The following is a 24443-nucleotide window of genomic DNA, read 5'->3' as shown; positions in this document are numbered from 1 at the left end:
AGGGCAGGATCAGGGGGCCAGCGCCCGTGCCAGTTCGTCCTGCCTGCCGCCGACGATGTCGGCCAGCACCCGGCCCGTCGTCGGCCCTAGGGTCAACCCCTGATGACCATGCCCGAAATTGAACCAAAGCCCCTCGTGCCGGGGGGCCCGTCCCACCATCGGCAACATGCGCGGCAGGCAGGGGCGCACCCCCTGCCAGCGGCTGTCGGGCACGGCCCCGTTCAGGGCAACCAGTTTGCCAGCCGCTGCCGCCCCGGTCGCCAGCTGCCCCGCATGGGGGGGCGCATCGGCGCGGGCCAGATGCGCGCCCGTGGTGATGCGCAGGCCCCGTGTCATGGACGAAATCACCACCCCGTGGCCGGCCAGAACGTAGGGCCGCGTCAGCCCGCCCTTCATATCGAAATGCCCGTGGTACCCCCGCTTTCGGACCATCGGCACGCGGTAGCCGAGGGGTTTGAGGAAGTCAGGCGACCATGGCCCCAGCGCGACCACCAGATGCGCCGCATTGAGCTGTCCGTCGTCATGGGTCACGCACCATCCCGCCGGTCTCTGCGTGACGCCGCGCACCGTCGCTTGCAGAACCGTGCCGCCCCGGTTTTCGAAAAGCCCGGCATAGGCGCGCACCAGCGCGGCGGGGTCCGGCGTGCTCCAGCTGTCGTTCCAGACGATCGCCCCGGCGGGCGTGTCGGTCAGGTCCGGCTCTTCGGCCCGCAGGTCGTCACCCGTGAGGCGGCGCCACGCCAACCCATGCGCCTTGGCAAGGTCGTCGGCGTCGCGCGCGCGGCTGTCCAGGTCCCGCTCCGAAAGATATATTTCGCCCAGGCCGGTCCGCCGGATCAGATGGTCCGCCCCTGCGGCGGCCACCAGATGGCCATGATCCTCGGTCGCGCGCCCGATGATCGCGGCGTAATGGGGGACCGCCGCGGCGAGCCTTGAGGGCGCGGAATGGCGGTAGTAGTCCAGCAAGGCACGCGCGGCACCCGGCAGGGCAAGGGCGTCCAGCCGCAGGTCGTTGCTGCGCCCCAGCCCATAGCGGATCAGCGTCCCCCAATCGCGCGGCATGGCGTAGGGCACGCGGGCCTCTGCCTGAATGACACCGGCATTGCCGTGGCTGGTCTCTTCTCCCGGGCCACGGCGGTCGATCACCCGTACCGCATGACCCTGCGCCTGCAGGGCCAGCGCCGTGCCGATCCCGACCATACCGGCGCCAAGGACGATGAACTCAGCCATGTCGGCAACGGTCGTCGGGCTGGGGCGCCGGGGTGCCGGTGCGGTGTCGCGGCACGCGGAGGAACGTCATACGGTGGCCTTTCGGTTCGAGGTCGGTCTTGGTTTCAGTCGAAGGTAAGGAAAGCCTCTGCCTGTGACAATGGCGGCGCGGCGCGCAGCGCGGCTAGGTCCGGCGGCGGCACGGCCATGTCCGTCCCGGCGATGATCGCCTCAAGTTCGGCAGCCACGGCCAGGACGCCCAGATCGTCATGCCGCCGCCCCACGATCTGAAGCCCGAAGGGCATCCCGTTGGCGTCCATGCCGCAGGGTATGGTGATGGAGGGGTGGCCGGGGATCGTCGATGCATAAGCCATTGCCAGCCAGTGATAGTAGCTCTTGGTCGGGGTCCCGTCGATCTCGGTCGGGAAAAGTTCCCGCCAGGGGCGCGGGCTGATGGTGACGGCGGGCGAGACGATGTAGTCGTAGCTGTCGAAAAAGGCCTGCCAGCTGCGGTGATAGTGCGCCTGCGCGAACAGCGCCTGTGCCACGTCTTCGGCGGAATAGCTGCGGCCTTCGCGGACATTGTCGGCGACGTTGGGGCCGACCAGCTCCGGGCTGTCGTCCAACAGCTGCGCCTGGGTGCCCAGAAACTGCACCCCGCGCAGGACCGAAAAGATGCGGTCGGCGTCGGTGCAATCCGGGGTCGCTTCGGTCACATGGCCCAGGTGGGGCGTCAGCTTGGGCAGGATGGCGCGGAAATGTGCGCGGATCAGACGCTCTGTCGGGGCAAAGCCGTAATCCTCGGTCACGGCGATGCGCAGCGAACAGCTGTCGCGGCGCGGCAGATTGGCAAAGCCTGCGGCATCCCAGAGCGTGCGCCCCTCGATCACCGCGGTGAACGGATCGTTGGTGTCCGGGCGGGCCAGGACCGACAACATCAGGCCCGCGTCCGCGACGCTGCGGGCCATCGGCCCCGACGTGGGCAAGGGCAGCAGCCCGGCCGGTCGGGTATCACCGGGCACCACGCCAGGACTGGGCCGGAAGCCCACGACACCGCAATAGGCGGCGGGATTGCGCAGGCTGCCCCCCGTGTCGGACCCCGTTGCCAAGGGCGCGTATCCGCAGGCAAGTGCGACGGCGGAACCGCCCGAGGACCCCGCACAGGTCCGCGTCAGGTCATAGGGGTTCGCCGTCACCCCGTTCACGCGGTTGCGGGTGTTGGCCCCCGCGCTCCATTCCGGTGTGTTCGTCTTGCCCAGCGGCACGGCCCCTGCCCGCCGCATGGCGGTCACGATGGCACTGTCGGCAGAGGCGATGTTGTCGGCAAAGGCTTCGGACCCGAAGGTCGTGGGCAGACCTGCCACGTCGATCATGTCCTTCACGGCAAAGGGCAGCCCGTGCAGCGGACCCAGCGGCGCGCCTGCCATCACCTGCCGTTCGGCGTGACGCGCACGGTCCATCACGACATCGAAATCCCGCGCGATCAGCGCGTTCACCGCGTGGTCCGTCGCTTCGACCCGGGCGATGCAGGCGTCGGCCAGTTCGACCGGAGACAGCTGTTTGCGACCGATCAGCTGGCGTGCCGCGATGGCGTCAAGGGTGGCGGGGTCGGTCATGGTGCGATCTCCTCTGGCAGGTCGAGCCCGGTCGGCAGGGCCGCCGCTGTCTTCAGATAGGCCTGATGCGCGGCGTCGGGCACAAAGCGCCCGCCGGTTGCCCAGACCACATGTGTGATGTTGTCTGCCGCGACGCCGGGCATGTGCCGCGCCCGGAACGCCGCCCCCGCGCTGCTCGTCATGAGGTGCAGCGGCCCGGCAAAGCCGGCGGTGGCCGACGGTTCGAACCGCATCCGGTGCGCCGCGCCCACGGCGACCCAGCGCAGCATGTCCGCGTCACCCAGGGTGCAGACCCCCGCCAGCCGGTCGCGCATGCGCCTGGCCACCAGCGGCGACAGGGTGGCCACGGCCATGCCATCGGCCTCGGTCTGATTGCTCAGGCCCAGCGCGGCGACCGATGGGACGTCAAAGGCCATCCGGCAGAGCGCGGAGGCCGATTGCTGCGGTTCGACAAAGAAGCTGTGGGCATGGGCGCCATAGGCCCCCCGCGCCCCATAGGCGATGCCACCGGGCGCACCGCCGATGCCACAGGGCAGATACAGGCACAGCGGGTTCTCCGGCCCGACGGCGATACGCATGGCCGCAAGCTGCGCGGCCAGTTCCGCCGCCGCCGCGCTATAGCCGCGAAACAGCAGCTCGGAGGATTCATCGTCCACGAAATAGGCGTCCGGATCGCGCGCCGTGGCGTCCCGCGCGCCGGCGACGGCGCTGGAATAATCGGCACTGTGCAGCACCACCTCGACACCCAGATTGCGCAGCCGCGCGACCTTCCACGGCTTGGCATCCGCGGACATGTGCACGACGCAGCGATACCCCAGCGCCCGCGCCGCGATGCCGACACTCAGACCCAGATTGCCGGTCGAGCCGACGGCGATGGTGCGTTTGGCGAAAAAGTCGCGCGCCTGTGCCAAGGCGCTAACGGGTTCGGCGGGGCCAAGAATGCCCGCCGCACGCGCCTGGGCGACGGCCTGCATGAAAACCTCGAACAGGCCGCCACGGGCCTTGATCGACCCGGCCACGGGCAGCGCATGGTCGCATTTGATCAGCACCCTGCCCGGCACCTCGCCAAAAGCGCCCTGGGGGGCGACGATCAGGTCCGATCCGATGCGCCCGCCGGTGCTGTCGAGATCGGGAAACACGCGGGCCAGCAGCGGGGCGAGCATCGCCCAGTCGGCGCAGGCGCGATCCAGATCCGCCCGCGCGACGGGGTCTTCGGCGGGGGCATAGGCCGGGTTCGCCCACATCGCTGAACGGCCCGCCTGCACCCGCGCCCGCAAGGCGCCAAGCTCACCCAGATGACGCCCCATGGGTTACTCCTTGGGCAGACCCTGGCCGGACAGGTCCGCGAACAGGCTGGTCATCGCCAAAAGGGCCTGTCGGGACAGCGATTTCAGGACATGTTCGTTGGGGGCATGCTGGGAACAACCGGCGTAGGAATGCGGCACCCAGATCGTGGGCAGGCCCAGCACCTCGGCAAAGCAGTCGTTGGGCAGCGAACCGCCCAGATTGGGCAGGATGTCGGGCGCGACGCCAAGGCTGCGCTCGATCGACGCGGCGGCGAAGCGGACCATCGGATGATCAGGGTCCAGCCGCGTCGCCGGAAAGGCGTTGCGCCCGTGTTCCACGATCCGGACATTGCCAAAACCGTTCTGGTCCAGATGACGGCGCAGCGCGGGCAGGATGTCGCCCAGTTCGGTGCCAACCACGAACCGCAGCTGGCAGGTGGCGCGGGCGGACCCGGCGATGGCGTTCAGCGGCGCGTCAGGCACACCCGCGGTCATCGCGAGGATCGCAAAACTGTTCCAGCCAAAGACTCGTTCCGCCGGGCTCAGATCGGCCTCTCCCCAGTCGGCATCCAGGTCGATGCCGGTGTCATGCGGCGGCAGCGCCCCCAGAACCTCGCGGATGCGCGGGGTCAGGCTGGTCGGGCGCCATTCGGGAATGTGGATCTGGCCGCGCGCGTCGGTGATGCTGGCCAGCGCATGCGCAAGGATCATCGCGGGATCGGCCAGCAGACCGCCGAAATTGCCGGAATGGTTCGCACCGTCCCGCAGGTTGACCTCGAGATCGAAGCTCACGCCGCCCCGCGCGCCGGTAAAAATCGTCGGCACCGACGGGCGCAGGCGTGGCCCGTCCGACGCGATGAAGACATCGGCGGCAAGCATATCCCTGTTGGCCGCGCAGAAGTCCTTGAGGCCGGGAGAGCCGGTTTCCTCGCCCATCTCGATGATGACCTTGGCATTGAAGCCCAGATGCTTCTGCGCCGCGATCACCGCCTCCATGGACCGCAGGTTGATCAGGTGCTGCACCTTGTTGTCCGCCGCCCCCCGCCCATAGAGCCGGTCGCCTTCCTCGGTCAGCTCGAACGGCGTCAGCCCCTGGCGCCATTGATCTTCCTGCGCGCGCACCACGTCGCCGTGACCATAGCTGAGCACGGTGGGCAGGGCCGGGTCTTCGATCCGCTCGGCGGTCAGGATCGGCGGGCCGTCCGGGATGGGGTTGTCGTGGAACTGGCAGGCAAAGCCCATGGCCTCCAGCATCGGGGCCATGTCGTTCTCCAGATAGGCCTTCAGGTGCGCCCTGCCCCGCGGGTCCTGGCTTTCGGTCGGGCGGGAAACAAGGGTCGCGAGGTCGCGCTGGAAATCGCCACCGTCGAAATAGGTTTCGATACGGGCGCAGGCGGTTTCGTTAAGTGTCATGAAGGTGCCTTGTTCTGATCCGGTTCCGCGACCCCGTCGCCCCAGGGCGACATCGTCTCGGTCGTGCCGGAATTGCTGGTACCTTCGCGCATCACCCCGGCGGGGCAGGCAAAGGCAAAGGGAAACGGCAGGCGCTGTGCCAGCGCCAGCGGGAAACGGGCGGCAAGCGCGTCGGCCACAGGGCCCGCCAGGCGTTCGTCCGCCACCACCTGCGCGCCGCCCGAGGCATCCAGGCGCGGCGCTTCGATCGCGTCCTGCATCGACAGGCCCTGTTCGATAAGGTGGCCGCTGATCTGTGCCACCGCAGGCATGATCTTGCGCCCGCCCGACGCCCCGAGCGCAAAGCGGCGCTGCGGCGTTTCGCCGATCACGGGGCAGACGTTCATCAGGCAGGCCTTGCCGGGGGCGAGAGAGTTCGGTTTGCCCTGTTCCGGATCGAACCACATGATGCCGTTGTTCAGGTTCAGCCCGGTCGATGGCGACACCACCTTGGCGCCGAAGATCGACAGCAGGGTCTGGGTCATCGCCACCATGTTGCCCGCGCGGTCCACGATGGAGAAATGCGTGGTGCAGCCGGGGGCCCTGGCGTCTTCGTGATCCCCCATGGTGGCGAGCCGGTCGGCATAGGCCGCGCGCAGCCCATCGGCGCGGGCGACATATGCGGCGGGGGTATCCGCGTCGGCCGCCGCATATCCGTCCTGCCAGCGGGCCAGGGTATCGGCCAGCGTCGGGCCCGCGGTCAGGCCGGGCATGGCGTGCACATGGCCCTCACGGAACGGGATCGTCAGCGGATCGGACCAGGTGGCGCGGTAGTCGCGCATGTCTTCCAAGGACAGGAAACCGCCCTTGTCGGTCACGTCCCGCACCAGCGCCGCTGCGATGTCACCGCGATAGAACGCCTCTTCGCCCTCGCGGGCAATCTGTTCCAGCGTCTCGGCCATCTTGCTCTGGTCCAGCCGCTGCTCGGCCAGCGCGGTCCAGCCGGAGCCTTTTGGCCATTGGCCATCATCGAGATAAAGCGCGGCGGCATCGGGATCGCGTGCCAGGTCGCGGGCGCTGGAGGCGATGACCAGCGCCGCGTACCAATCCACGTGCAAACCGCGTTTGGCCAGACCCACGGCGGGGGCCAGCAGGTCGGCCCAGGCCATCCGGCCAAAGCGTTCATGGGCCGCGGAGATGCCTGCCATCGTGCCGGGCACGGCGACCGAAGTGGCGCCGGTGACGTTGCGGTCCTCGATCACCGCTTCCCACGGGAAGAGGTCCGACGCCTTGCCCGCCCCCGACAGCGGATAATGCGACACGTCCAGCGAGGCGGAGGACCTCATGCCGTAGTTCAGCGCATGGGCGCTTCCCTCGTCCGCACGCCAGAGCATCATCGCCCCGCCGCCCATCGGGCCGGACATCCAGGGTTCAACCACTCCGATGGCAAAGCTCACCGCGACGGCGGCATCAACCGCATCACCGCCCGCGGCCAGCACCTCGGCCCCGGCTTCGGCGGCAACCACATGCTGGGCGGCAACAACACCGCCCGACGTGGCCGTGACACCCGGTTTGCGGGTCTGCTGGCTGCGTGAGAACGACCCGCTCATGCGACCGCCGGGGGCAAGGTGGAGACATCGGGCACATCCCAATGCTGGCCGGGCTGCGCGTCCAGCAGCATTCGGGTGTAGGGATGCGAGGGCGCGCCAAAGACCTCTTCGACCGTGCCGCGTTCGACCACCTCACCTTCCTGCATCACAATCAGCGTGTCGCAGACCTGGGCGGCAACGCGCAGATCGTGGGTGATGAAGAGCACGGTCAGCCCCATCCGGTCGCGGATCTCGTTCAGCAACGTGAGCACCTCCTTCTGAACCGACACATCCAGCGCCGAGACCGCTTCGTCCGCGATCAGGATCTTGGGTTCGACCATCAGCGCACGGGCGATGCAGATCCGCTGCCGCTGCCCGCCGGAGAACTGGTTGGGATAGCGGTTCAGCACGTCCGGACCCAGCCGCACGATATTCATCAACTCGCGCGCGCGGTCCATCGCCCTGCCACGGTTTTCGCCGAAGTTCACCGGGCCTTCGACCAGCTGGTCGCCGATGGTCCGGCGCGGGTTGAGAGAGCCGTAGGGGTCCTGAAACACGATCTGGATGTGCTTGCGATAGGGATGAAGGTCGCTGCGCGACATCAGGGCGATGTCCTTGCCATCCACTTCGACGACACCACTTTCGGGGTCTTCCAGACGCACCAGGCATTTGACCAGCGTCGACTTGCCCGAGCCGCTTTCGCCCACGATGCCCAGGGTTTCACCCTGGCGCACGGCAAAGTCGACGTCCTTGCAGGCATGCACATCGCGCGCCTTGCGGAACATGCCGCCCGACATGTGATAGGTCTTGTTCAGGCCAGAGACCTTCATCGTCTCGGGGGTGGTGATCGGGTCGGGCACCTCGCGGGTGCGGCGGGGCACGGCGTCGATCAGCAGCCGGGTATAGGGGTGCTGCGGTCGGTTCAGGACCTCTTCGGCGCTGCCCTGTTCGACGATCCTGCCGTGCTGCATGACGACGACGCGATCCGCGATCTCGGCCACGACGTCGAAATCATGGGTGACGAACATGATCCCCGCGTCATGCTTTTCGCGCAGTTCCTTGAACAGATGCAGGATCTGCTGCTGCGTGGACAGATCCAGCGCGGTGGTCGGTTCATCCGCGATCAGCAGCGCCGGGTCCAGCGCCAGGGCCATGGCGATCACGATCCGCTGACGTTGGCCGCCCGACAGCTGGTGCGGATACGAACTGTAGACGCGCGGCGGATCGGGCAGATGCACCTCTTCGAGCAGTTTCATCGTGCGTGCCCTGCGCTGCGACGCGCCCAGATCCGTGTGTTGCTGGAACATCTCTTCGATCTGGTCGCCCACGGTGTAGCACGGATTCAGCGCCGACATCGGTTCCTGAAAGATCATTGCCATGCGACGGCCCCGCAGCGACGCATGGGTGCGTTTCGGCAGGGTCAGGAGGTCATGGCCGTCAAAGTGGATCTTGCCGCCGGTCGGGGTCAGCGCCTTTGGCAGCAGCCCCATGGTGGTGAAGGCGGTGATCGATTTGCCCGACCCGCTTTCGCCGACGATGCAGACGATTTCCTTGGGCATCACCTTGACCGTCAGATTCTCGACGGCGTTGTCCCGGTCGGCGGCCTTGGGCAGCTGAACGGTCAGGTTCTCGATGGACAGGATGGGATCGGTCATCAGTTGCGGCCCTCCGGTGCGGTGACGTCGCGCAGCCCGTCCCCCAGCATGTTGATGGCAAGAACCAGCGAAAACAGCGCCACGCCCGGTATGGTGATCAGCCAGGGCTCGAACAGCAGCATTTCCTTGCCTTCCGAGATCATCAGCCCCCATGACGGGGTCGGCGGCTGCACGCCAAGGCCCAGGAAGGACAGCGCCGCCTCGAGGATGATGGCATGGGCCATTTCCAATGTGAAGATCACGATCAGGTGGTTCATGACGTTGGGCAGGATGTCCTTCCAGAGGACCCTTGGCAGCGACGCGCCCAGAACTTCGGCAGCGGCGACATATTCCTGCTTGCGCACCTGCATCGTGGCCGAGCGCAGCACAACCGCGAAGCGGTCCCACAGCAGCAGGCCGAGCACCGAAACGACCACAAAGAGTGACCCGCCGAACAGCGCCACGACGGCCAGCGCCACCAGCACCACCGGCATGGCAAGCCGGACGTTGATCAGGAAGGTCACGACCGTGTCGACCTTGCCGCCGAAATACCCGGCGAGGATGCCAAGTGTGGACCCGATGACGCCAGAGATCACCGCGGCCAGGATGCCGATCATCAGCGAGATGCGCGCGCCATAGGCCAGCCGCGCCCAGAAATCGCGCCCCAGCCCGTCGGTGCCCAGCCAGTGCTCGGAGGTACCGCCCAGAAAGACCGGCGGCTTCATCCGCGCCAGCAGGCTTTGCTGATAGGGGTCGTACTGCGTCAGAAGCGGCGCAAAAACAGCGATCCCGACGACGATCAGCATCACGATGGAGCCGAACATGAAGCCCTTGTGATGCAGGGCGCGGCGGCGCATCGCCTGGCCCGGCGTCAGGGGTTTGTCGCGCGCCGTATCCTGCGCGGAGAGCGGAGTGGTATCGGTGGTATCGGCCATGTCAGTCCTCACCCCACGCGGAGCCGTGGATCCAGCCAGGCGTTCAGAACGTCGGCCAGGAAAGTGAAAAGGATGTAGAACGTCGAGAAGATCAGGATCAACGCCTGCATTGTCGGCAGATCATTGCGCGAGATGGATTCCCACGCCAGGTAGCCTGCGCCGTGCAGGGCGAAAACCGTCTCGACCACGATGGAGCCGCCCAGCATGAAGCCCATCTGAACGGCGGCGAGGCTGACCACGGGAATGATCGCGTTGCGCAGGGCGTGTTTGAACATCACCTTGCGGGTGCCCAGCCCCTTGGCCCGCGCGGTGCGGATATAGTCAGAGGACAGCACCTCCATCATGCCGGCGCGGGTCAGGCGCATGATCGCGGGCGTGGCGTAATAGCCCAGGACGACGGTCGGCAGAACGAAATGCCGCCAGGTCGCATTGCCCGAGGCTGGCAGAAGCCCAAGATTGATCGAGAAGACCACGATCAGGATCAGGCCGAACCAGAAGGACGGGATGGCCTGACCGACCACGGACAGGAACAGGGCAAAGCGGTCGATCAGCGAATTGGGGTTGGCCGCGGCGGCCACACCAAGCGGGATCGCCACCAGCAGGGCCAGCGAGATCGCAAAAATGCCCAGCTTCATCGTGACCTTCAGCCGGTCGCCGATCAGTTCGGTCACGGACATGTCGAAATACCACGAATTGCCGAGATCGCCCGTGACGGCCGATCCCAGCCAGTCGCCATATTGCACGATCATCGGCCGGTCGAAGCCATAGCGTTCGTTGATCCGGGCGATATCGACGGCGGTGGCGTTTTCGCCCGCAATCGCGACTGCAGGATCGCCTGCCATGAACAGCAGACTGAAACTGATGAAAGACACGGTCAGCGCCACCAGAAGGGCAAGACCGAGACGTTTGAGGATATAGACGGCCATCGTGCGTCACCTTCCGGACAGGTAAGGACAACGGGCCGCGCACATGGTCGCACGCGGCCCGTCCTGTTTTACTTCCAGGAGAAATCCGCGAAGCGGACGATTTCGTCATCCGTGGGCGTGAAGGCAAGTTCATTGCTCAGCACGTAGTTCACGTTGTACGTCCACAGCGGCACCCAATAGGCTTCCTCCGCAATCTTGGCATGGGCCTTGGAGTAAAGCTCTTCGCGCTTGGCGCGATCGGTGACAGATCCGGCCTCTTTCACCCACTCTATCACCTCGGGATCCATCGCGTCGTCAAGCGGGCCACCGGTAAAGAACTCACCCGTGATCGCTGAAACATCGGCAAGCGAATAGGACCCCCAGGTCTGGAAGGAAATCGGCACCTCCTTCTTCTCGCGCTTCTCGCGCAGGGCGGCGTACTTGAGGTAGTTGAAGTTGGTCGTGATCCCGACCTCGTTCAGAAAGCCCATCAGCGCCTCGGCATAGGGCCGGTCGCGGTAGGCGTAGAAGTCGATCTCGAAACCGTCCGGATAACCTGCTTCGGCCAGCAGAGCCTTGGCTTTTTCCGGATCGTAGTCGTAGGTTTTCACGCTTTGATCGCAACCGAACTGAATCGGGGCGCAGCCGGCGTTGACAACTTCGGACGAGCCCTTGACCAGCGCATCGACAATCGCCTGGCGGTCGATGGCGTGGTAGATCGCCTGGCGGACCTTCTTGTCGGTCATCGGGCCATCGGGGTCCGAGGCGCCCGCGGCGTCAATCGTGATATAGCCGATGCGAATCGCCTGGGCGTTGACCACCTCGAAACGGTCCTCCATCTCGGCCAGCTTTTCGGCCTGGTCGGCGGGGACGTTCCACAGGAAATCGAGCCCGCCATTGAACAGCTCTGCTACCTGGGTGTTCATATCGGGGATCGTCTTGACTTCGATCTTGCCGATGTCCGCCTCACCCTTGGGGCTGTCGTGGTAATCCTCGAACTTGGACAGCTCGTAAAGCTGCCCCGGCTCGACCAGATCGACCTTATAGGGGCCGGTGCCGATGGGGGCCGTGGCCATGCCGGTCGGGCCGACTTCTTCGTAATATTCGTTCGGGTACATGACGACCGGGCCGGCCAGGTATTCCTCGGCAGGCGGGAAAGGCGCGACCAGGTTGATGCGCACGGTATAGTCGTCAACCTTCTCCGCGCTCTTCATCCAGTTCACGTTGGCCGAGACCTTGATCCCGTTGTCGGGGTTGGTCACGTAATTGACCGTATAGACCACGTCATCGGCATTGAACGGCTCGCCATTGTGGAAAGTGACGCCCTCGCGCAGCTTGAGCTCGATGGTGACGTCATCAATCCAGGTCCATTCGGTCGCCAGGTTGCCTTTGAATTCGCCGGTATCGGGATCGCGATAGAGCAGACCGTCCCAGACCGCGCGGGAGATCAGAATGCCTTCGCGGGCCGAGTTGAAGTAGTTGTCGACCGATTCCAGTTCCTTCAGGAAAGCCAGACGGAGCGTGTCGTCGGATTTGTCGGCGAAGGCGGGCGCGGCGATTGCAAGGCCCAGCGCGCTCCCCATCATCAATGTCTTGAGTTTCATGGTCGTCCTCTCTGTTGGTTGGCCGTCGGTGTGCATTTCTTTTTGTTGTTTTTGTATACAACAAGATCATGTCGTAATCCGTCAAGCGGCTTGAGGACCTTTTTTTGCCGGTTCCGCGTATCGCACGACATCATGACCATGAATTGAGCAGCACCGCCGGTTCCGCAGGGTCAGGTATCACGCGCATGAACCGTCCGGGGCAGCGATCTGGACCGCCGGACGCCGGGACAGAACTTTCAGGAGGCGATGGCCTTGAGGCTGGCCATCAACCGCTGGAACCCTTCGCCCTGGACGGTCACATGGTCGCGCACGGCATTGGCGGCGGCCACACTGTCCCCCTCTGCCAGCGCCGCGACGATCACCTGGTGTTCGGACAGGGATTGTTTCAACCGTCCACGGGACCGCAGCTGCTGACGGCGGAAGGGACGCAGGCGTTTCTGAAGCTTCAGGCTTTCCTGTTCGAGAAAGCTGTTGCCGGATTCACGGTAGATCGCGGCGTGAAACCGTTCGTTTTCGGCATAGTAAAGGTCCGGATCCTGCGCGTCCGAGGCCGCCTCACAACGCCTGTTGGCTTCGCGCAGCTCATCCAGCGCACCGTTCGACATCCGCCGCGCCGCAAGTCTGGCGCAGACAGCCTCCATCTCTGCCATGACCTCGAACATCTCCAGCAGCTCCAGCGGGCCGGGTTGACGCACGAAGGCACCCCGCCGGGGGATCAGGGTCACGAGGCCGGAGCTTTCCAGCCTTTGCAGGGCCTCGCGCAGCGGCGTGCGCGATACGCCGAACTGCTCGGCCAACCGCACCTCGTCCAGCCGATCGCCGTCGGCGAAAGTGCCGTCAAAGATCATTTCTTCCAAAGATCTTGCGATATTCACCGCGCTGCGTAATTCCATGGGAAAAAAGTAGCTTGAGGACCTGAGGCACGCAATAACTAATATCTTGTATACAAAAGTGTTGACCCAAAAAACACAGCACCCCTATGATCCAGGTGGCGCGCCTTACCTTCGGCGCCCCGGCGCACAGGCCACTTGATCCGGTGAGGGGCGCCTGGCCACACGCCGGCCCCTGCCCCGCGACGCCGCCGCGCGATCGACACGACAAGGACCAGATCAATGACGTTACTTGCCGACCTGCTCTCCACGATGCTTGATCGCCGTCACCTCACCCTGGGACAGAAAGCGCCCTCGGCGCGGCCGGTGGAGGATCTGATGGAAGACCTTCTGGGCAGCGCGGGCGAACTGTCGGAGCTGGCGCTGGCGCAGGATATCCTGGACCAGTTTGCCAGCTTCGACGACAACGGCAAGCTGGGCTTCCTGCGTCACCTCGCCCATGCGATGAACATCGACCCGGAGACGGTCCGCACGTCACTGGACGCCTATGAACAGGCCCCGTCGAAACAGACCTACCGCGCATTCATGACGGCGGCAGAGCCGAAGCGACAGGAACTGATCCGCCGCCTGAACCGGGTGCCCGGGGCGACCGGCGCGCTGGTGCGGATGCGTGCCGACCTGTTGCGGCTGGCCGGCGACGACCCGGAACTGGCGGCGCTGGACCTCGACTTCCGGCACCTCTTTGCGTCCTGGTTCAACCGCGGCTTTCTGGTGCTGCGCCCGATCAACTGGGAAAGCCCGGCCCATATCCTGGAGAAGATCACCGCCTACGAGGCCGTGCACGCCATCCAAAGCTGGGACGACCTGCGCCGTCGCCTGCAACCGCGAGACCGGCGCTGCTTTGCCTTTTTTCACCCCGCGATGCCGGATGAGCCGCTGATTTTCGTCGAAGTCGCCCTGACCCGCGGCATCCCCGGTTCGGTCCGGACGGTGCTGGCCGAAGACCGCACCGCGCTGGATCCCGAAAGCTGTGATACCGCTGTGTTCTACTCGATCTCGAATTGTCAGGCGGGTCTGGCCAGCGTGTCGTTCGGCAATTCGCTGATCAAACAGGTCGCGGCGGACCTTGCGGCGGAACTGCCGATGCTCAAGTCCTTTGTCACCCTGTCGCCGATTCCGCTTTTGACCAGATGGGCCAGTGCGCAGGGCATCGCGATGCCGCAAGAGCCAGAGGACCGGCGCGCGCTGGCGGCGCATTACCTGCTGAACGCCAGAGGGCCCAATGATGCGCCCTTCGACCCGGTGGCGCGGTTTCATCTGGGCAACGGCGCGCTGGTGCATGCGGTCCACGCGGATGCGGACGACACGCCGAACGGGCAGGCTCAGTCGGGTGGCGTCATGGTGAACTACCTCTACGATCTTGCGCAAGTCGCGGCAAATCATGAGAATTTTCAGACAAATCAAAAGATCGTCGCCAGTTCCGAGGTGACATCTCTGGCCAGAACGGGCACCAACATGCTCAAGGCGGAAAGGTAAGACATGGGCAATCCACTCTACGACACCCTCTACGGGGCAAATGCGGGCCGTGACGCGCCGTTTCTTCATCTGGCAGACGGAAGCAAAGTCACCTATGCGGACTTTCTGGCCGAGGCCGCGCAGATGGCCCATGTGCTGACCGGGCTGGGCCTGTCGCCGGACGACCGGGTGGCCGTGCAGGTCGCGAAATCGCCGCAGGCGCTGGCGCTCTGTGCCGCCTGTGCGCAGGCGGGGCTGGTGTTCCTGCCGTTGAACACCGCCTATACGACCGACGAGCTGACCTATTTCATCGACAACAGCGGTGCCGCCCTGGTGGTGACAGATAGCGCCAGAGAGCAGGACCTGGCCCCGGTGGCGACCCGGCTGGGTGCCCGGATCGAGACGCTGAATGCCGACGGCAGCGGATCGCTGACGGAAAAGGCCGCGCAGGCACCGCAACAGTTCGACACCGTGCCCCGCAGCGAAGACGACCTGGCGGCCTTTCTGTACACGTCCGGCACGACAGGCCGGTCCAAGGGCGCGATGCTGACCCAGACCAACCTTCTGTCGAATGCCCGGACGCTGGTTCAGGAATGGCAATTCACCGCGGATGACGTGCTGCTGCACGCCCTGCCGATTTTCCATACGCATGGCCTGTTCGTCGCCACCAACGTGACGCTGGTGGCCGGGGGCAGCATGATCTTCCTGTCCGGGTTCGACCTGGATCGCATCCTGGACCGGATGCCGGAGGCCACGACGATGATGGGTGTGCCGACGTTCTATACCCGCCTGCTCGACGACGCGCGCTTTACCCGGGACGCGGCGGCGCATATGCGTCTGTTCATCTCGGGCTCGGCGCCCCTGCTTGCGGAAACCCACGTGCAGTTCGAAGCGCGCACCGGCCAGCGCATTCTGGAACGCTACGGCATGACCGAGACCAACATGAACACCTCGAACCCCTATGACGGCGAACGCCGCGCGGGGACCGTCGGCTTTCCGCTGCCGGGGGTCGAGCTGAAGATCACCGATCCGGAAACCGGCACCCCCCTGCCGCAGGGCGAGGTCGGCGTGATCGAAGTGCGCGGGCCGAACGTGTTCAAGGGCTATTGGCAGATGCCTGAAAAGACCGCCGCCGAACTGCGCGACGACGGGTTTTTCATCACCGGCGACCTGGGCACGATCGACGCGGACGGCTACGTCAGCATCGTGGGACGCGGCAAGGACCTGATCATCTCGGGCGGGTACAACATCTACCCCAAGGAGGTGGAGCTGGTACTGGACGAACAGGAAGGCGTGCTGGAAAGCGCGGTGATCGGCGTGCCACATCCCGATTTCGGTGAAACCGTGCTGGGCGTTCTGGTGGCGCAAAAAGGTCAGGACCCGGACGTCGACAGCATCATGGAACGGATCAAGGGCCCGCTCGCGCGGTTCAAGCATCCGCGCCGTCTGGTGATGATCGACAGCCTGCCGCGCAACACCATGGGCAAGGTCCAGAAGAATGTCCTGCGCGAGACTTACAAGGACATGTTTACATCGCAGTGACCCCGCTCTGCCGGAGTTCAGAACTTCAGCGGGGCGTTCGACTTGACCTCCTTGATCACAAAAAAGGTCCGCGCCTGCCGGACGCCGGGCAAGGCGATGAGCTTGCGCGTATGCAGCCGGTTGAAATCGCTCATGTCGGACACCCTGATCCGCAGTAGGTAGTCGAAGTCCCCGGCCACCAGATCGCAATCCAGTATCGCGTCCTCCCGGGCGATCGCCTCTTCGAATGCGGCAAAGCTTTCGGGCGTGGACCGGTCCAGGACGATCCCCACCATGACCAGTGCGCCCAGCCCGACCTTGTGGGGGTCCACGGTCGCGCGGACGCCGGTGATGAAGCCTTCGTCAAAAAGTCTTTGCGTGCGCCGGTGGCAGGTCGCGGCGCTGACATTGATCCGCTTGGCCAGTTCGGCGTTGGTCTGCCGCCCGTCCTCTTGCAGCAACCGCAACAGGGTGAGTTCGGACCGGCTGAGCGGATCGGCAGGTGTGTCATTCACGGGTTTGGTTTCCTTGTCTGAGCCACCGCACGGCCGGCGGTGAAGTGGAACGTGATTCGAGCAGGGACTCGTCTGATGATTTCTTTCAATTTGAAGGACGCTGGTGAAAAATCATACCTTATCCAGACCTCTTGCCACGCAATACATAGAAAAAATCCCTCGATATTGAAAGGACATCTCTGGCATTATTCGGTAGTGTCAGCGCCGACAACACGGGAGACAGCCATGTCATTGCTTGAGAAATTCGAACGCTATCCGCTCACCTACGGCAAAACGCCGATCGAACACCTGCCGCGCCTGTCCGAGGCGCTGGGCGGCAAGGTCGAAATCTACGCAAAGCGGGACGACTGCAATTCCGGTCTTGCCATGGGCGGCAACAAACTGCGCAAGCTCGAATACATCGTGCCGGACGCGCTTGCCTCTGGGGCCGATACGCTGGTGTCCATCGGCGGCGTCCAGTCCAACCACACCCGCATGGTCGCCGCGACCGCCGCCAAGATCGGCATGAAATGCGTGGTGGTTCAGGAAAAATGGGTGCCGCATTTCGATGCCGTCTACGACCGGGTGGGCAACATTCTGATGACCCGCCTGATGGGTGCGGATTCGCGCCTGGTCGACGAAGGTTTCGACATCGGCATTCGCGAAAGCTGGGAAAACGCGATGCAGTCGGTGCGCGACGAAGGCGGCGTCCCCTACGGCATTCCCGCCGGTGCATCGGTGCATAAATACGGCGCACTGGGCTACATCGGTTTTGCCGAAGAGGTCGCCCAGCAGGAGGAAGAACTGGGGTTCAAGTTCGACTACATCGTGGTCTGCGTCGTGACCGGCTCCACCCAGGCGGGCATGATCGTCGGGTTCAAGGACCAGGGCCGCGCCGACCGGGTGATCGGCATCGACGCCTCCGCCACGCCCGAGCAGACCCGCGCCCAGGTGACGGAGATCGCCCGCAACACCGCCGAGCTGGTCGAACTGGGCCAGGAGATCACCGAGCAGGACATCGTCATCAATAACGATTACGCCTACCCCGCCTATGGGGTGCCGTCGGACGAAACCAACGACGCGATCCGCCTCGCGGCCCGGACCGAAGCGATGATGACGGACCCGGTCTACGAGGGCAAATCCATGCAGGGCATGATCGACCTCACCCGCAAGGGGTTTTTCCCCGAGGGGTCTCGGGTGCTTTATGCGCACCTTGGCGGCGCGCCAGCGCTGAACGGCTACAGCTACTACTACAAGGACGGCTGAGCCCCGCTTCGCCGCGCGTCCGGTGCAGACAACGGATCGGGACCACGCCTCGCGTGCCCGGTCCGTTTTGTGTTTTCAGCCACAGCCAACCGAAAGACCGGCAGACCGCACTCACATCATTTTTCAAAGCGGCTGCCGCCCCGTGCGGTGCTGTAAAGAGCTGAGTTTTCCGAGCTTTGGAGCGGGTGAGACGCGTAAACCTGGAACCAAACCGGCCTCAGGTAGCCGAATGCGATAGGCCATTTCAAAGTGGTGCGGGTGAAAAGAGAGACCTAGAGCCAAATGCTCTCATCGCTCCCTTGGAGCGACTGCCGCATGCTGTTGTTTCGAGAGTTGCGGCATCTTCCTTCGGAAGAGCCAGTGGTGCGGGTGAAGGGACTCGAACCCCCACGCCAAAGGCGCCAGAACCTAAATCTGGTGCGTCTACCAATTCCGCCACACCCGCACACGACCGGATTTCGGTCTGAGGCGCTGATTAGCAAACACGATGCCGATAGGCGAGAGAAAAAACTCGGCGGCGGTCCGGCCCAAAAAAAGGCAAGACATTAACACTTTGTTGTCTTATGTTCGGGATAACCTGAGGCAGGTACAAAAAAGAAAGTGACGCCCATGAAACCGAATACGGTCGGGCGCGTAGGCGACAATGATCGCCATGCGGGCCAGTACTCCCCTTACGCCGTCCTGGATACAGGACTGGTCCAAGGTGCCATGTTGCTCACGCTCGACGGAGAGATTCCGGTGGAATTTCTGTCGGTGGGCGACAAGATCATCACCCGCGATACCGGCATTTCCAAGGTCATGCACATCCAGCGCAGCACACGGGCCGTGCATCAGATCGGGCTGTCTGCGGGATCACTGGGCCACACCCGGCCCGAGCGGGACGCGATCCTTGCGGGGGACCAGATGGTGCTGATCCGCGACTGGCGCGCGCGGGCATTGTTCAATTCGGAACGCGCATTGGTGGCCGCACGCACGCTGGTGGACAACGAATTCATCACCGACCTTGGCACGACAGAAACAACTCTGTTCCAGATCTTCTGTGACGGCCCGCATATCCTTTATGCCGACGGGCTGGAACTGGGAACGGCCGATGCGGCCAAGGCACGCGGCGCGGTTCTGCACGCCGCCTGATCCTAAAGGCCCAGTCCCCTCAGAACCTTTGGCAGCTCCTCTGCCAGGTCCTCGGCGATCAGGCCGGGGCCAAAGCTGCGGGCGCATTCCGCGTGCAGCCATGTCGCCGTTTCGGCGGCGCTTGCCGGATCCACCCCCCGCGCCAGCAGACCGGTGATCATGCCCGCCAGCGTATCCCCCGCCCCCGCAGTGGCCAACCAGGGCACCGCCCGCGCCCCCGTGGCAGCGTGGCAGGTGACGCTTCCGTCCGGCGCGGCGATTGTCGTCTCAGCCCCTTTAAGCAGCACGGTACAGCCCGCCTTCTGCGCCGCCTGCGCCGTCGCCTGCGCCTTTGTCATTGTTTTTGCTTCGAAACTGGCAGCGATGTCGCCAAAGACCCGGCGGAATTCCCCGAGGTGCGGGGTGAGCACACAGGCGTCGTGCAGTCCCGCAATCAGGGTCGGTGACTTGCCGATGATCGTGAGCGCATCCGCGTCGAGCACACAGGGCAGCCCACTGTCCAACGCCCCTTCCACTAGCGCCTGCTGATTTGCATCCATGCCGAAACCGGGGCCCAGGCACAGGGCGGCAAACCGCCCCTCCGCCAGCAGGTCGTGCAGGGCGGCGGCATCCCCGACCCGCGCCAGCATGACGGCAGTGACCTGAACCGCGACTTCCAACTGCGCGGCAGGGGGTACACCCAGCGTGACCGCCCCTGCCCCGATGCGCAACGCCGCCCGCGCCGCCAACCGCGCGGCCCCGGTGCGCCCCGGCCCGCCAGACAGGACCAGCACATGCCCGTGGTCGTACTTGTGCCCCTGCCCTTTGCGCAGCAGTGCAAGATCCAGGGTGTCGCGGGTGATAGGGTGAACCAATTTTCGAACCTTCCCATGTCGATCGGGCCAAACGGCGTTTCAGATTACAGGCCGATCCCCGCCACCACCAGCGCCGTATCGGCCAGTGGCGGCATCCGGTGGGCGGGCTTGGCCCGGTGAAACGTCACGATCAGATCGGCGGACAACGGCTGCGCGGCCAGCATCGTCCCCGCGTCGGCATCGTAACCCGTCGGCACATCGACGGCGACCATGAAAACCGCGCCACGGCACCGCCCCACCGCCCGATGCACCGGCGCCAGCACATCGTCAAGCGGCCCGCGCTGACCAATCCCGAAAAGCGAATCAATAACCAGCACCGGCGCCCCGTCAGCGGGCAGGGCAACAACCTCCAGCGAGGCAATTTCGCCCAATTCCCGCCAAACTTCGGCATTGGCCCGGGCGTCGGGCGGCAAATCCGGTATCGCCCCCATGCCGAACACTCCTACATCCAACCCCGCCTCACGCAGCAGGCGTGCGATGACATAGCCGTCCCCGCCGTTGTTTCCCGGCCCGCACAGCACCACTGCACGCTGTCCCGGCACCACCAGATCGGATCGCCGAGCGCGCAGTGCCTCCACAACACCCCGACCCGCGCGTTCCATCAGGGTTCTGCCCGTCACCGCGCCTGATGCCATGGCGGCCCGTTCGACAGCGCGCATCTGCGCGCTGGTCAGACAATCCGCGGGGACCGCGCCACTCATGTTTCACTATTGCACATTATTTAATCTCTTTGCCTGTTTTAACGCCGCCGCCTGCGGATTAACCTGCATCCAAGCCGTTCGGGCCGGAGCTGTTATGGATTCCCCCCGGTCAAAATGAAATGCCTTTGCTGGCCAAAGCTTTCCTCGAAAAGGGACCGACATGAAAAAGATCGAAGCGATCATCAAGCCTTTCAAGCTCGACGAAGTGAAGGAGGCGCTACAGGACGTCGGCGTCCAGGGTCTTTCCGTGATCGAGGTAAAGGGGTTCGGGCGCCAGAAGGGCCACACCGAACTCTATCGCGGCGCTGAATATGTCGTCGATTTCCTGCCCAAGGTTAAGGTCGAGGTCGTACTCGACGATGACCAGGTGGATGCGGCCATTGCCGCCATCGTTGACGCCGCCAAGACCGAAAAAATCGGCGACGGCAAGATCTTCGTCACGCCCGTCGAACAAACCATTCGCATCCGCACCGGCGAAACCGGCTCGGACGCGTTGTAAACAGCACTACCTGCCAAAAGGATTACAGCCCATGAGCACCAAAGAGTTCCTCAAGAAGATCAAGGACGAAGACATCGAATACGTCGATGTGCGGTTCACCGACACGCGCGGCAAGCTGCAGCACGTCACCGTCTGCAGCGATGAGGTGGACGAGGACTTCATCGAAGAGGGTTTCATGTTCGACGGCTCCTCGATCGCAGGCTGGAAAAGCATCGAAGCCTCCGACATGAAGCTGATGCTGGACACCGAAAGCGCCTACGTCGACCCCTTCTATGCGGAAAAGACGATCTGCGTGCATTGCTCCATCGTTGAGCCGGACACCGGCGAAAGCTACGAGCGCGACCCGCGCGGCACCGCCGAAAAGGCCGAAGCCTACCTGATCTCTTCGGGTATCGGCGATTCCGCCTTCTTCGGTCCCGAGGCCGAGTTCTTCCTGTTCGACAACGTGAAGTTCTCCAACTCGATCAACAAGGTGTCCTACGAGGTCGATGCATCCGACGGGTCCTGGAACACCGACACCGATTACGAGATGGGCAACATGGGCCACCGTCCGGGCCTCAAGGGCGGCTATTTCCCGGTGAACCCCGTGGACGAGGCGCAGGATCTGCGGGCAGAAATGCTGTCCACCATGAAGCGTCTCGGCATGAAGGTGGACAAGCACCACCACGAAGTCGCCTCCTGCCAGCACGAGTTGGGCCTGATCTTCGGCACGCTGACCAAGCAGGCGGACGAGCTGCAGAAGTACAAGTACGTGATCCATAACGTCGCCCATGCCTACGGCAAGTCGGCCACTTTCATGCCCAAGCCGATCTCGGGCGACAACGGGTCGGGCATGCATGTGAACATGTCGATCTGGAAAGACGGCAAGCCGCTCTTTGCCGGTGACAAATATGCCGATCTCAGCCAGGAAGCCCTGTGGTACATCGGCGGTATCCTGCGCCACGCCAAGGCGCTGAACGCCTTCACCAACCCGTCGACGAACTCTTACAAGCGCCTGATCCCGGGCTTCGAAGCCCCCGTTCTGCGTGCGTACTCCGCGCGCAACCGCTCGGGCTGCGTGCGTATCCCGTGGACCGAGTCGCCGAAAGCGAAGCGGGTCGAAGCACGTTTCCCCGATCCCGCATCCAACCCCTACCTGTGCTTCTCTGCGCTGCTGATGGCGGGCCTTGACGGGATCAAGAACAAGATCGACCCGGGCGAAGCGATGGACAAGAACCTCTATGACCTGCCCGCCGAGGAACTGGCCGACATCCCGACCGTCTGCGGCAGCCTGCGCGAAGCCCTGGAGGAACTGCAGGCCGACATGGACTTCCTGCTGGCCGGTGACGTGTTCACCCGCGACCAGATCGAAGGCTACATCGAACTGAAGATGGAAGAGGTGCACAAGTACGAGCACACCCCCCATCCGGTCGAATTCGGCATGTACTACAGCTGCTGATCGCGCCCACGCGCCGGTCTGTCATCGGGGCACCCCTTCGGGGGTGCCCTTTTGCTTTGTGCGGCTTCGCCAATTGGCCCGCGGTTTGTCACAATTCGACCCAAATTGATTGCGATGGTCGGCACGAGTGAATGGCACGGTCGGGGGACAGCACGGATATGGGCAACGCAGCGAACGAAATCGCTTTCGCCAATCGGATCGACCGGATTGAGAAGCAGGCCCGACGCACCGTCCAAGCCCGCAAGCCCCGGCGCACCCGCAGTCTGGGCAGTTCGCTGATAACCCCGCTGATGTTGTGCTTTTTCATGGCCGGCGGCACCGTCTACGCCTGGGAGGCAATGGACAGGCCTACCGAGACCCCGCTCGACATGGCCGGCATTCTCAGCTCAAAGGTGAAAATGCTCTCTTACTGAGCGCGCCACCTTTTCGGCGGCTCTTTTCAGAAAGTATTCGCCGGGTTAAGGTTCGGATCTAGATTTCATTTCTGTACATTCACAACCGGCTGAGGATTACCATGCGCCACTTCAGAACCCTTGCCCTTTCACTGAGCGTCGCGACCGCGCTCGCCGCACCGGGCCTCGCCGCGACCTGCGGGAACAACTCGGGCGGTTTCAACGCCTGGAAGGCGGCCTTTGCGAACGAAGCCCGCGCAGCGGGCGTGGGACAGCGCGGGCTCGATGCGCTGGCGTCGGCCAGCTACGCCTCCGGCACGATCGCGGCGGACCGCAACCAGAAATCCTTTCGCTACTCGCTGTCCAAATTCATGCAGGTGCGCGGGGCCGATACGATTGTATCCCAGGGCCGTAAACGCAAGGCACAGAACCCCGGTTTCTATCAATCGCTGGAACGGTCCTACGGCGTGCCCGCAGGCGTGCTGATTGCCATCCACGGCATGGAAACCGGTTTCGGCGGGTTCATGGGCAATTCCTCTGTCGTGTCGGCCATCACCACGCTGGCCTACGACTGCCGCCGCTCCAGCTTCTTCGTGCCGCACGCCATCGGCGCGCTGAAACTGGTGGATCGCGGCGCGATCACCTCGAACACCAAGGGCGCCAAACATGGCGAACTGGGCCATACCCAGTTCCTGCCGGGCAATGCCCTGCAATACGGCGTTGACGGCAACGGCGACGGCCGCGTCGACTTCTACAACCAGACCGACGCCCTTGCCTCCACCGCGAACTTCCTGCGCCGCAAGGGCTGGCAACCGGGCCAGGGATACCAGGAAGGGCAGCCGAACTTCCGCGTGATCAAGCAATGGAACGCCGCCACCGTCTACCAGCAAGCCATCGCGATCATGGGCGCCCGCATCGACGGTTAAGAGACGCCCCGCGCCACGGGCATGACATCGGCCCGTGGCGCGGCCCCCCAGGCTTCTTTATGCCGAAAATACTCAAAAGCCACAGTGCCGACAGGTGCTGCGCGCAGGCCCTTGCGCAAACCGGCCCTGCCCCCTATCTGGGCCTCAGGGTCAGGCCCCTGCCGTCCGCATTCCGGTGAAGTCCTGAACGATGACCTACCTTCAATCTCGCTAGATTGATGGGCAACGCGGACCCCCACGTCACTTCATGCGAGACGGAGTGTAGACATGAATACCCCTTCCCGTGACGTTCTCAAGGCGCAGGCCAAACGCCTGCGCGCCGATCTGGCTGCCCGTGGCCAGATGCTCAGCCATGCCGAAGCACTGGAAACCGTGGCCCACCAGTGGGGCGCACGCGACTGGAACACCATCGCCGCGCGTGCCGCAAACAGCCATCCCGGCTGGGCGCCGGGTCAGCGTGTGACAGGCCGCTACCTGGGTCATCCCTTTGTGGCCGAGGTCAAGGCGGCGCGGCAGTCTTCCTCGGGCTACTGGGCGCTGACACTGCGGTTCGACAGACCGATCGACGTGGTCACGTCGGACCTGTTCAGTTCGTTCCGGCGGCAGGTCAACACGACGGTGAACGCGCACGGCCAATCGCCGCAAAAGACCTCGGACGGCCAGCCCCATATGGTGCTGGACCCGATTTGACACCGGGGCGGCGCGC

General features: G+C 64.4%; 22 protein-coding genes and 1 tRNA gene. 9 read left to right on the top strand and 14 right to left on the bottom strand.

The window, feature by feature from the left end; all coding sequences use genetic code 11:
• Nucleotides 1–9: 9 nt before the first annotated feature.
• From FIU94_RS11605 to FIU94_RS11560, 10 genes are all read right to left on the bottom strand, one after another.
• Nucleotides 10–1230 (bottom strand): FAD-binding oxidoreductase, encoded by a 1221-nt coding sequence (locus FIU94_RS11605; RefSeq protein ID WP_152465949.1) that lies wholly within the window; start codon nt 1228–1230, stop codon nt 10–12.
• 104 nt (nt 1231–1334) lie between these two features.
• A complete protein-coding gene (locus FIU94_RS11600; RefSeq protein ID WP_152465948.1) occupies nt 1335–2825 on the bottom strand; it encodes an amidase in 1491 nt (496 codons plus the stop codon).
• Entirely contained in the window at nt 2822–4132 is a 1311-nt protein-coding gene (locus FIU94_RS11595; RefSeq protein WP_152465947.1) for a D-serine ammonia-lyase, read from the bottom strand. The genes FIU94_RS11600 and FIU94_RS11595 overlap by 4 nt, the downstream gene beginning before the upstream one ends.
• A gap of 3 nt (nt 4133–4135) precedes the next feature.
• The gene (locus FIU94_RS11590; RefSeq protein WP_152465946.1) at nt 4136–5524 is read right to left on the bottom strand and encodes a M20 family metallopeptidase; all 1389 of its coding nucleotides are present in this window, start codon (nt 5522–5524) and stop codon (nt 4136–4138) included.
• On the bottom strand, nt 5521–7113 hold the full coding sequence (locus tag FIU94_RS11585) for a gamma-glutamyltransferase (protein WP_152465945.1): 1593 nt from the start codon (nt 7111–7113) through the stop codon (nt 5521–5523). Before FIU94_RS11585 ends, FIU94_RS11590 begins: the two co-directional genes overlap by 4 nt.
• Nucleotides 7110–8747, bottom strand: coding sequence for an ABC transporter ATP-binding protein (locus tag FIU94_RS11580; protein ID WP_152465944.1), 1638 nt, complete (start codon nt 8745–8747; stop codon nt 7110–7112). Before FIU94_RS11580 ends, FIU94_RS11585 begins: the two co-directional genes overlap by 4 nt.
• Nucleotides 8747–9661, bottom strand: coding sequence for an ABC transporter permease (locus tag FIU94_RS11575; RefSeq protein ID WP_172975894.1), 915 nt, complete (start codon nt 9659–9661; stop codon nt 8747–8749). Before FIU94_RS11575 ends, FIU94_RS11580 begins: the two co-directional genes overlap by 1 nt.
• A gap of 8 nt (nt 9662–9669) precedes the next feature.
• Nucleotides 9670–10587, bottom strand: a complete 918-nt coding sequence (locus tag FIU94_RS11570) for an ABC transporter permease (protein WP_152465943.1) — start codon at nt 10585–10587, stop codon at nt 9670–9672.
• Between the two features lie 68 nt (nt 10588–10655).
• Nucleotides 10656–12170 (bottom strand): ABC transporter substrate-binding protein, encoded by a 1515-nt coding sequence (locus tag FIU94_RS11565; protein WP_152465942.1) that lies wholly within the window; start codon nt 12168–12170, stop codon nt 10656–10658.
• Nucleotides 12171–12406: 236 nt separating this feature from the next.
• Entirely contained in the window at nt 12407–13063 is a 657-nt protein-coding gene (locus tag FIU94_RS11560; protein WP_152465941.1) for a GntR family transcriptional regulator, read from the bottom strand.
• A 219-nt stretch (nt 13064–13282) separates the two neighbouring features.
• Between FIU94_RS11560 and FIU94_RS11555 the strand changes: the two genes are divergently transcribed.
• Both FIU94_RS11555 and FIU94_RS11550 read left to right on the top strand, forming a co-directional pair.
• Nucleotides 13283–14536 (top strand): malonyl-CoA decarboxylase family protein, encoded by a 1254-nt coding sequence (locus FIU94_RS11555; RefSeq protein WP_152465940.1) that lies wholly within the window; start codon nt 13283–13285, stop codon nt 14534–14536.
• A gap of 3 nt (nt 14537–14539) precedes the next feature.
• Complete coding sequence (locus tag FIU94_RS11550; RefSeq protein WP_152465939.1) at nt 14540–16057, top strand: malonyl-CoA synthase; 1518 nt, start codon at nt 14540–14542, stop codon at nt 16055–16057.
• Between the two features lie 17 nt (nt 16058–16074).
• On the opposite strand, the gene FIU94_RS11545 is transcribed toward FIU94_RS11550, so the two are convergent.
• Nucleotides 16075–16551, bottom strand: coding sequence for an Lrp/AsnC family transcriptional regulator (locus tag FIU94_RS11545; RefSeq protein WP_152465938.1), 477 nt, complete (start codon nt 16549–16551; stop codon nt 16075–16077).
• A gap of 225 nt (nt 16552–16776) precedes the next feature.
• Here FIU94_RS11545 and FIU94_RS11540 point away from each other — a divergent pair, with 225 nt between their 5' ends.
• Complete coding sequence (locus FIU94_RS11540; RefSeq protein WP_152465937.1) at nt 16777–17796, top strand: 1-aminocyclopropane-1-carboxylate deaminase; 1020 nt, start codon at nt 16777–16779, stop codon at nt 17794–17796.
• A 361-nt stretch (nt 17797–18157) separates the two neighbouring features.
• Here the strand turns inward: FIU94_RS11540 and FIU94_RS11535 are convergent.
• A tRNA-Leu gene (locus FIU94_RS11535) sits at nt 18158–18241 on the bottom strand.
• A gap of 164 nt (nt 18242–18405) precedes the next feature.
• Between FIU94_RS11535 and FIU94_RS11530 the strand changes: the two genes are divergently transcribed.
• On the top strand, nt 18406–18927 hold the full coding sequence (locus FIU94_RS11530; protein WP_152465936.1) for a Hint domain-containing protein: 522 nt from the start codon (nt 18406–18408) through the stop codon (nt 18925–18927).
• 2 nt (nt 18928–18929) lie between these two features.
• Here FIU94_RS11530 and FIU94_RS21185 read toward each other — a convergent pair whose 3' ends face one another.
• Together FIU94_RS21185 and FIU94_RS21180 are read right to left on the bottom strand one after the other, a co-directional pair.
• Entirely contained in the window at nt 18930–19781 is an 852-nt protein-coding gene (locus FIU94_RS21185; RefSeq protein WP_152465935.1) for an NAD(P)H-hydrate dehydratase, read from the bottom strand.
• A 44-nt stretch (nt 19782–19825) separates the two neighbouring features.
• Nucleotides 19826–20482, bottom strand: coding sequence for an NAD(P)H-hydrate epimerase (locus tag FIU94_RS21180; RefSeq protein ID WP_152465934.1), 657 nt, complete (start codon nt 20480–20482; stop codon nt 19826–19828).
• 160 nt (nt 20483–20642) lie between these two features.
• Between FIU94_RS21180 and FIU94_RS11515 the strand changes: the two genes are divergently transcribed.
• The 5 genes from FIU94_RS11515 (at nt 20643) to FIU94_RS11495 (ending at nt 24427) form a co-directional block, all read left to right on the top strand.
• Nucleotides 20643–20981 (top strand): P-II family nitrogen regulator, encoded by a 339-nt coding sequence (locus FIU94_RS11515; protein WP_152465933.1) that lies wholly within the window; start codon nt 20643–20645, stop codon nt 20979–20981.
• A gap of 31 nt (nt 20982–21012) precedes the next feature.
• A complete protein-coding gene (glnA, locus tag FIU94_RS11510) occupies nt 21013–22419 on the top strand; it encodes a type I glutamate--ammonia ligase (RefSeq protein ID WP_152465932.1) in 1407 nt (468 codons plus the stop codon).
• A 158-nt stretch (nt 22420–22577) separates the two neighbouring features.
• Nucleotides 22578–22832, top strand: coding sequence for a hypothetical protein (locus FIU94_RS11505; protein WP_152465931.1), 255 nt, complete (start codon nt 22578–22580; stop codon nt 22830–22832).
• A gap of 101 nt (nt 22833–22933) precedes the next feature.
• Nucleotides 22934–23737 (top strand): lytic transglycosylase domain-containing protein, encoded by an 804-nt coding sequence (locus tag FIU94_RS11500; protein WP_152465930.1) that lies wholly within the window; start codon nt 22934–22936, stop codon nt 23735–23737.
• 267 nt (nt 23738–24004) lie between these two features.
• Nucleotides 24005–24427, top strand: a complete 423-nt coding sequence (locus FIU94_RS11495; protein ID WP_152465929.1) for a glyoxalase superfamily protein — start codon at nt 24005–24007, stop codon at nt 24425–24427.
• The last annotated feature ends 16 nt before the right edge of the window (nt 24428–24443 follow it).

The organism is Sulfitobacter sp. THAF37 (assembly GCF_009363555.1).
In the GTDB taxonomy this organism is placed as follows: Bacteria; Pseudomonadota; Alphaproteobacteria; order Rhodobacterales; family Rhodobacteraceae; genus Sulfitobacter.
This window is presented reverse-complemented; position numbering and strand designations above follow the sequence as displayed.

Excerpts from the sequence above, each read along its gene's own strand:
- FIU94_RS11605 (WP_152465949.1), bottom strand. The coding sequence starts at position 1,230 with ATGGCTGAGTTCATCGTCCTTGGCGCCGGTATGGTCGGGATCGGCACG.
- FIU94_RS11600 (WP_152465948.1), bottom strand. The coding sequence starts at position 2,825 with ATGACCGACCCCGCCACCCTTGACGCCATCGCGGCACGCCAGCTGATC.
- FIU94_RS11595 (WP_152465947.1), bottom strand. The coding sequence starts at position 4,132 with ATGGGGCGTCATCTGGGTGAGCTTGGCGCCTTGCGGGCGCGGGTGCAG.
- FIU94_RS11590 (WP_152465946.1), bottom strand. The coding sequence starts at position 5,524 with ATGACACTTAACGAAACCGCCTGCGCCCGTATCGAAACCTATTTCGAC.
- FIU94_RS11585 (WP_152465945.1), bottom strand. The coding sequence starts at position 7,113 with ATGAGCGGGTCGTTCTCACGCAGCCAGCAGACCCGCAAACCGGGTGTC.
- FIU94_RS11580 (WP_152465944.1), bottom strand. The coding sequence starts at position 8,747 with ATGACCGATCCCATCCTGTCCATCGAGAACCTGACCGTTCAGCTGCCC.
- FIU94_RS11575 (WP_172975894.1), bottom strand. The coding sequence starts at position 9,661 with ATGGCCGATACCACCGATACCACTCCGCTCTCCGCGCAGGATACGGCG.
- FIU94_RS11570 (WP_152465943.1), bottom strand. The coding sequence starts at position 10,587 with ATGGCCGTCTATATCCTCAAACGTCTCGGTCTTGCCCTTCTGGTGGCG.
- FIU94_RS11565 (WP_152465942.1), bottom strand. The coding sequence starts at position 12,170 with ATGAAACTCAAGACATTGATGATGGGGAGCGCGCTGGGCCTTGCAATC.
- FIU94_RS11560 (WP_152465941.1), bottom strand. The coding sequence starts at position 13,063 with ATGGAATTACGCAGCGCGGTGAATATCGCAAGATCTTTGGAAGAAATG.
- FIU94_RS11555 (WP_152465940.1), top strand. The coding sequence starts at position 13,283 with ATGACGTTACTTGCCGACCTGCTCTCCACGATGCTTGATCGCCGTCAC.
- FIU94_RS11550 (WP_152465939.1), top strand. The coding sequence starts at position 14,540 with ATGGGCAATCCACTCTACGACACCCTCTACGGGGCAAATGCGGGCCGT.
- FIU94_RS11540 (WP_152465937.1), top strand. The coding sequence starts at position 16,777 with ATGTCATTGCTTGAGAAATTCGAACGCTATCCGCTCACCTACGGCAAA.
- FIU94_RS11530 (WP_152465936.1), top strand. The coding sequence starts at position 18,406 with ATGAAACCGAATACGGTCGGGCGCGTAGGCGACAATGATCGCCATGCG.
- FIU94_RS21180 (WP_152465934.1), bottom strand. The coding sequence starts at position 20,482 with ATGAGTGGCGCGGTCCCCGCGGATTGTCTGACCAGCGCGCAGATGCGC.
- FIU94_RS11515 (WP_152465933.1), top strand. The coding sequence starts at position 20,643 with ATGAAAAAGATCGAAGCGATCATCAAGCCTTTCAAGCTCGACGAAGTG.
- glnA (WP_152465932.1), top strand. The coding sequence starts at position 21,013 with ATGAGCACCAAAGAGTTCCTCAAGAAGATCAAGGACGAAGACATCGAA.
- FIU94_RS11505 (WP_152465931.1), top strand. The coding sequence starts at position 22,578 with ATGGGCAACGCAGCGAACGAAATCGCTTTCGCCAATCGGATCGACCGG.
- FIU94_RS11500 (WP_152465930.1), top strand. The coding sequence starts at position 22,934 with ATGCGCCACTTCAGAACCCTTGCCCTTTCACTGAGCGTCGCGACCGCG.
- FIU94_RS11495 (WP_152465929.1), top strand. The coding sequence starts at position 24,005 with ATGAATACCCCTTCCCGTGACGTTCTCAAGGCGCAGGCCAAACGCCTG.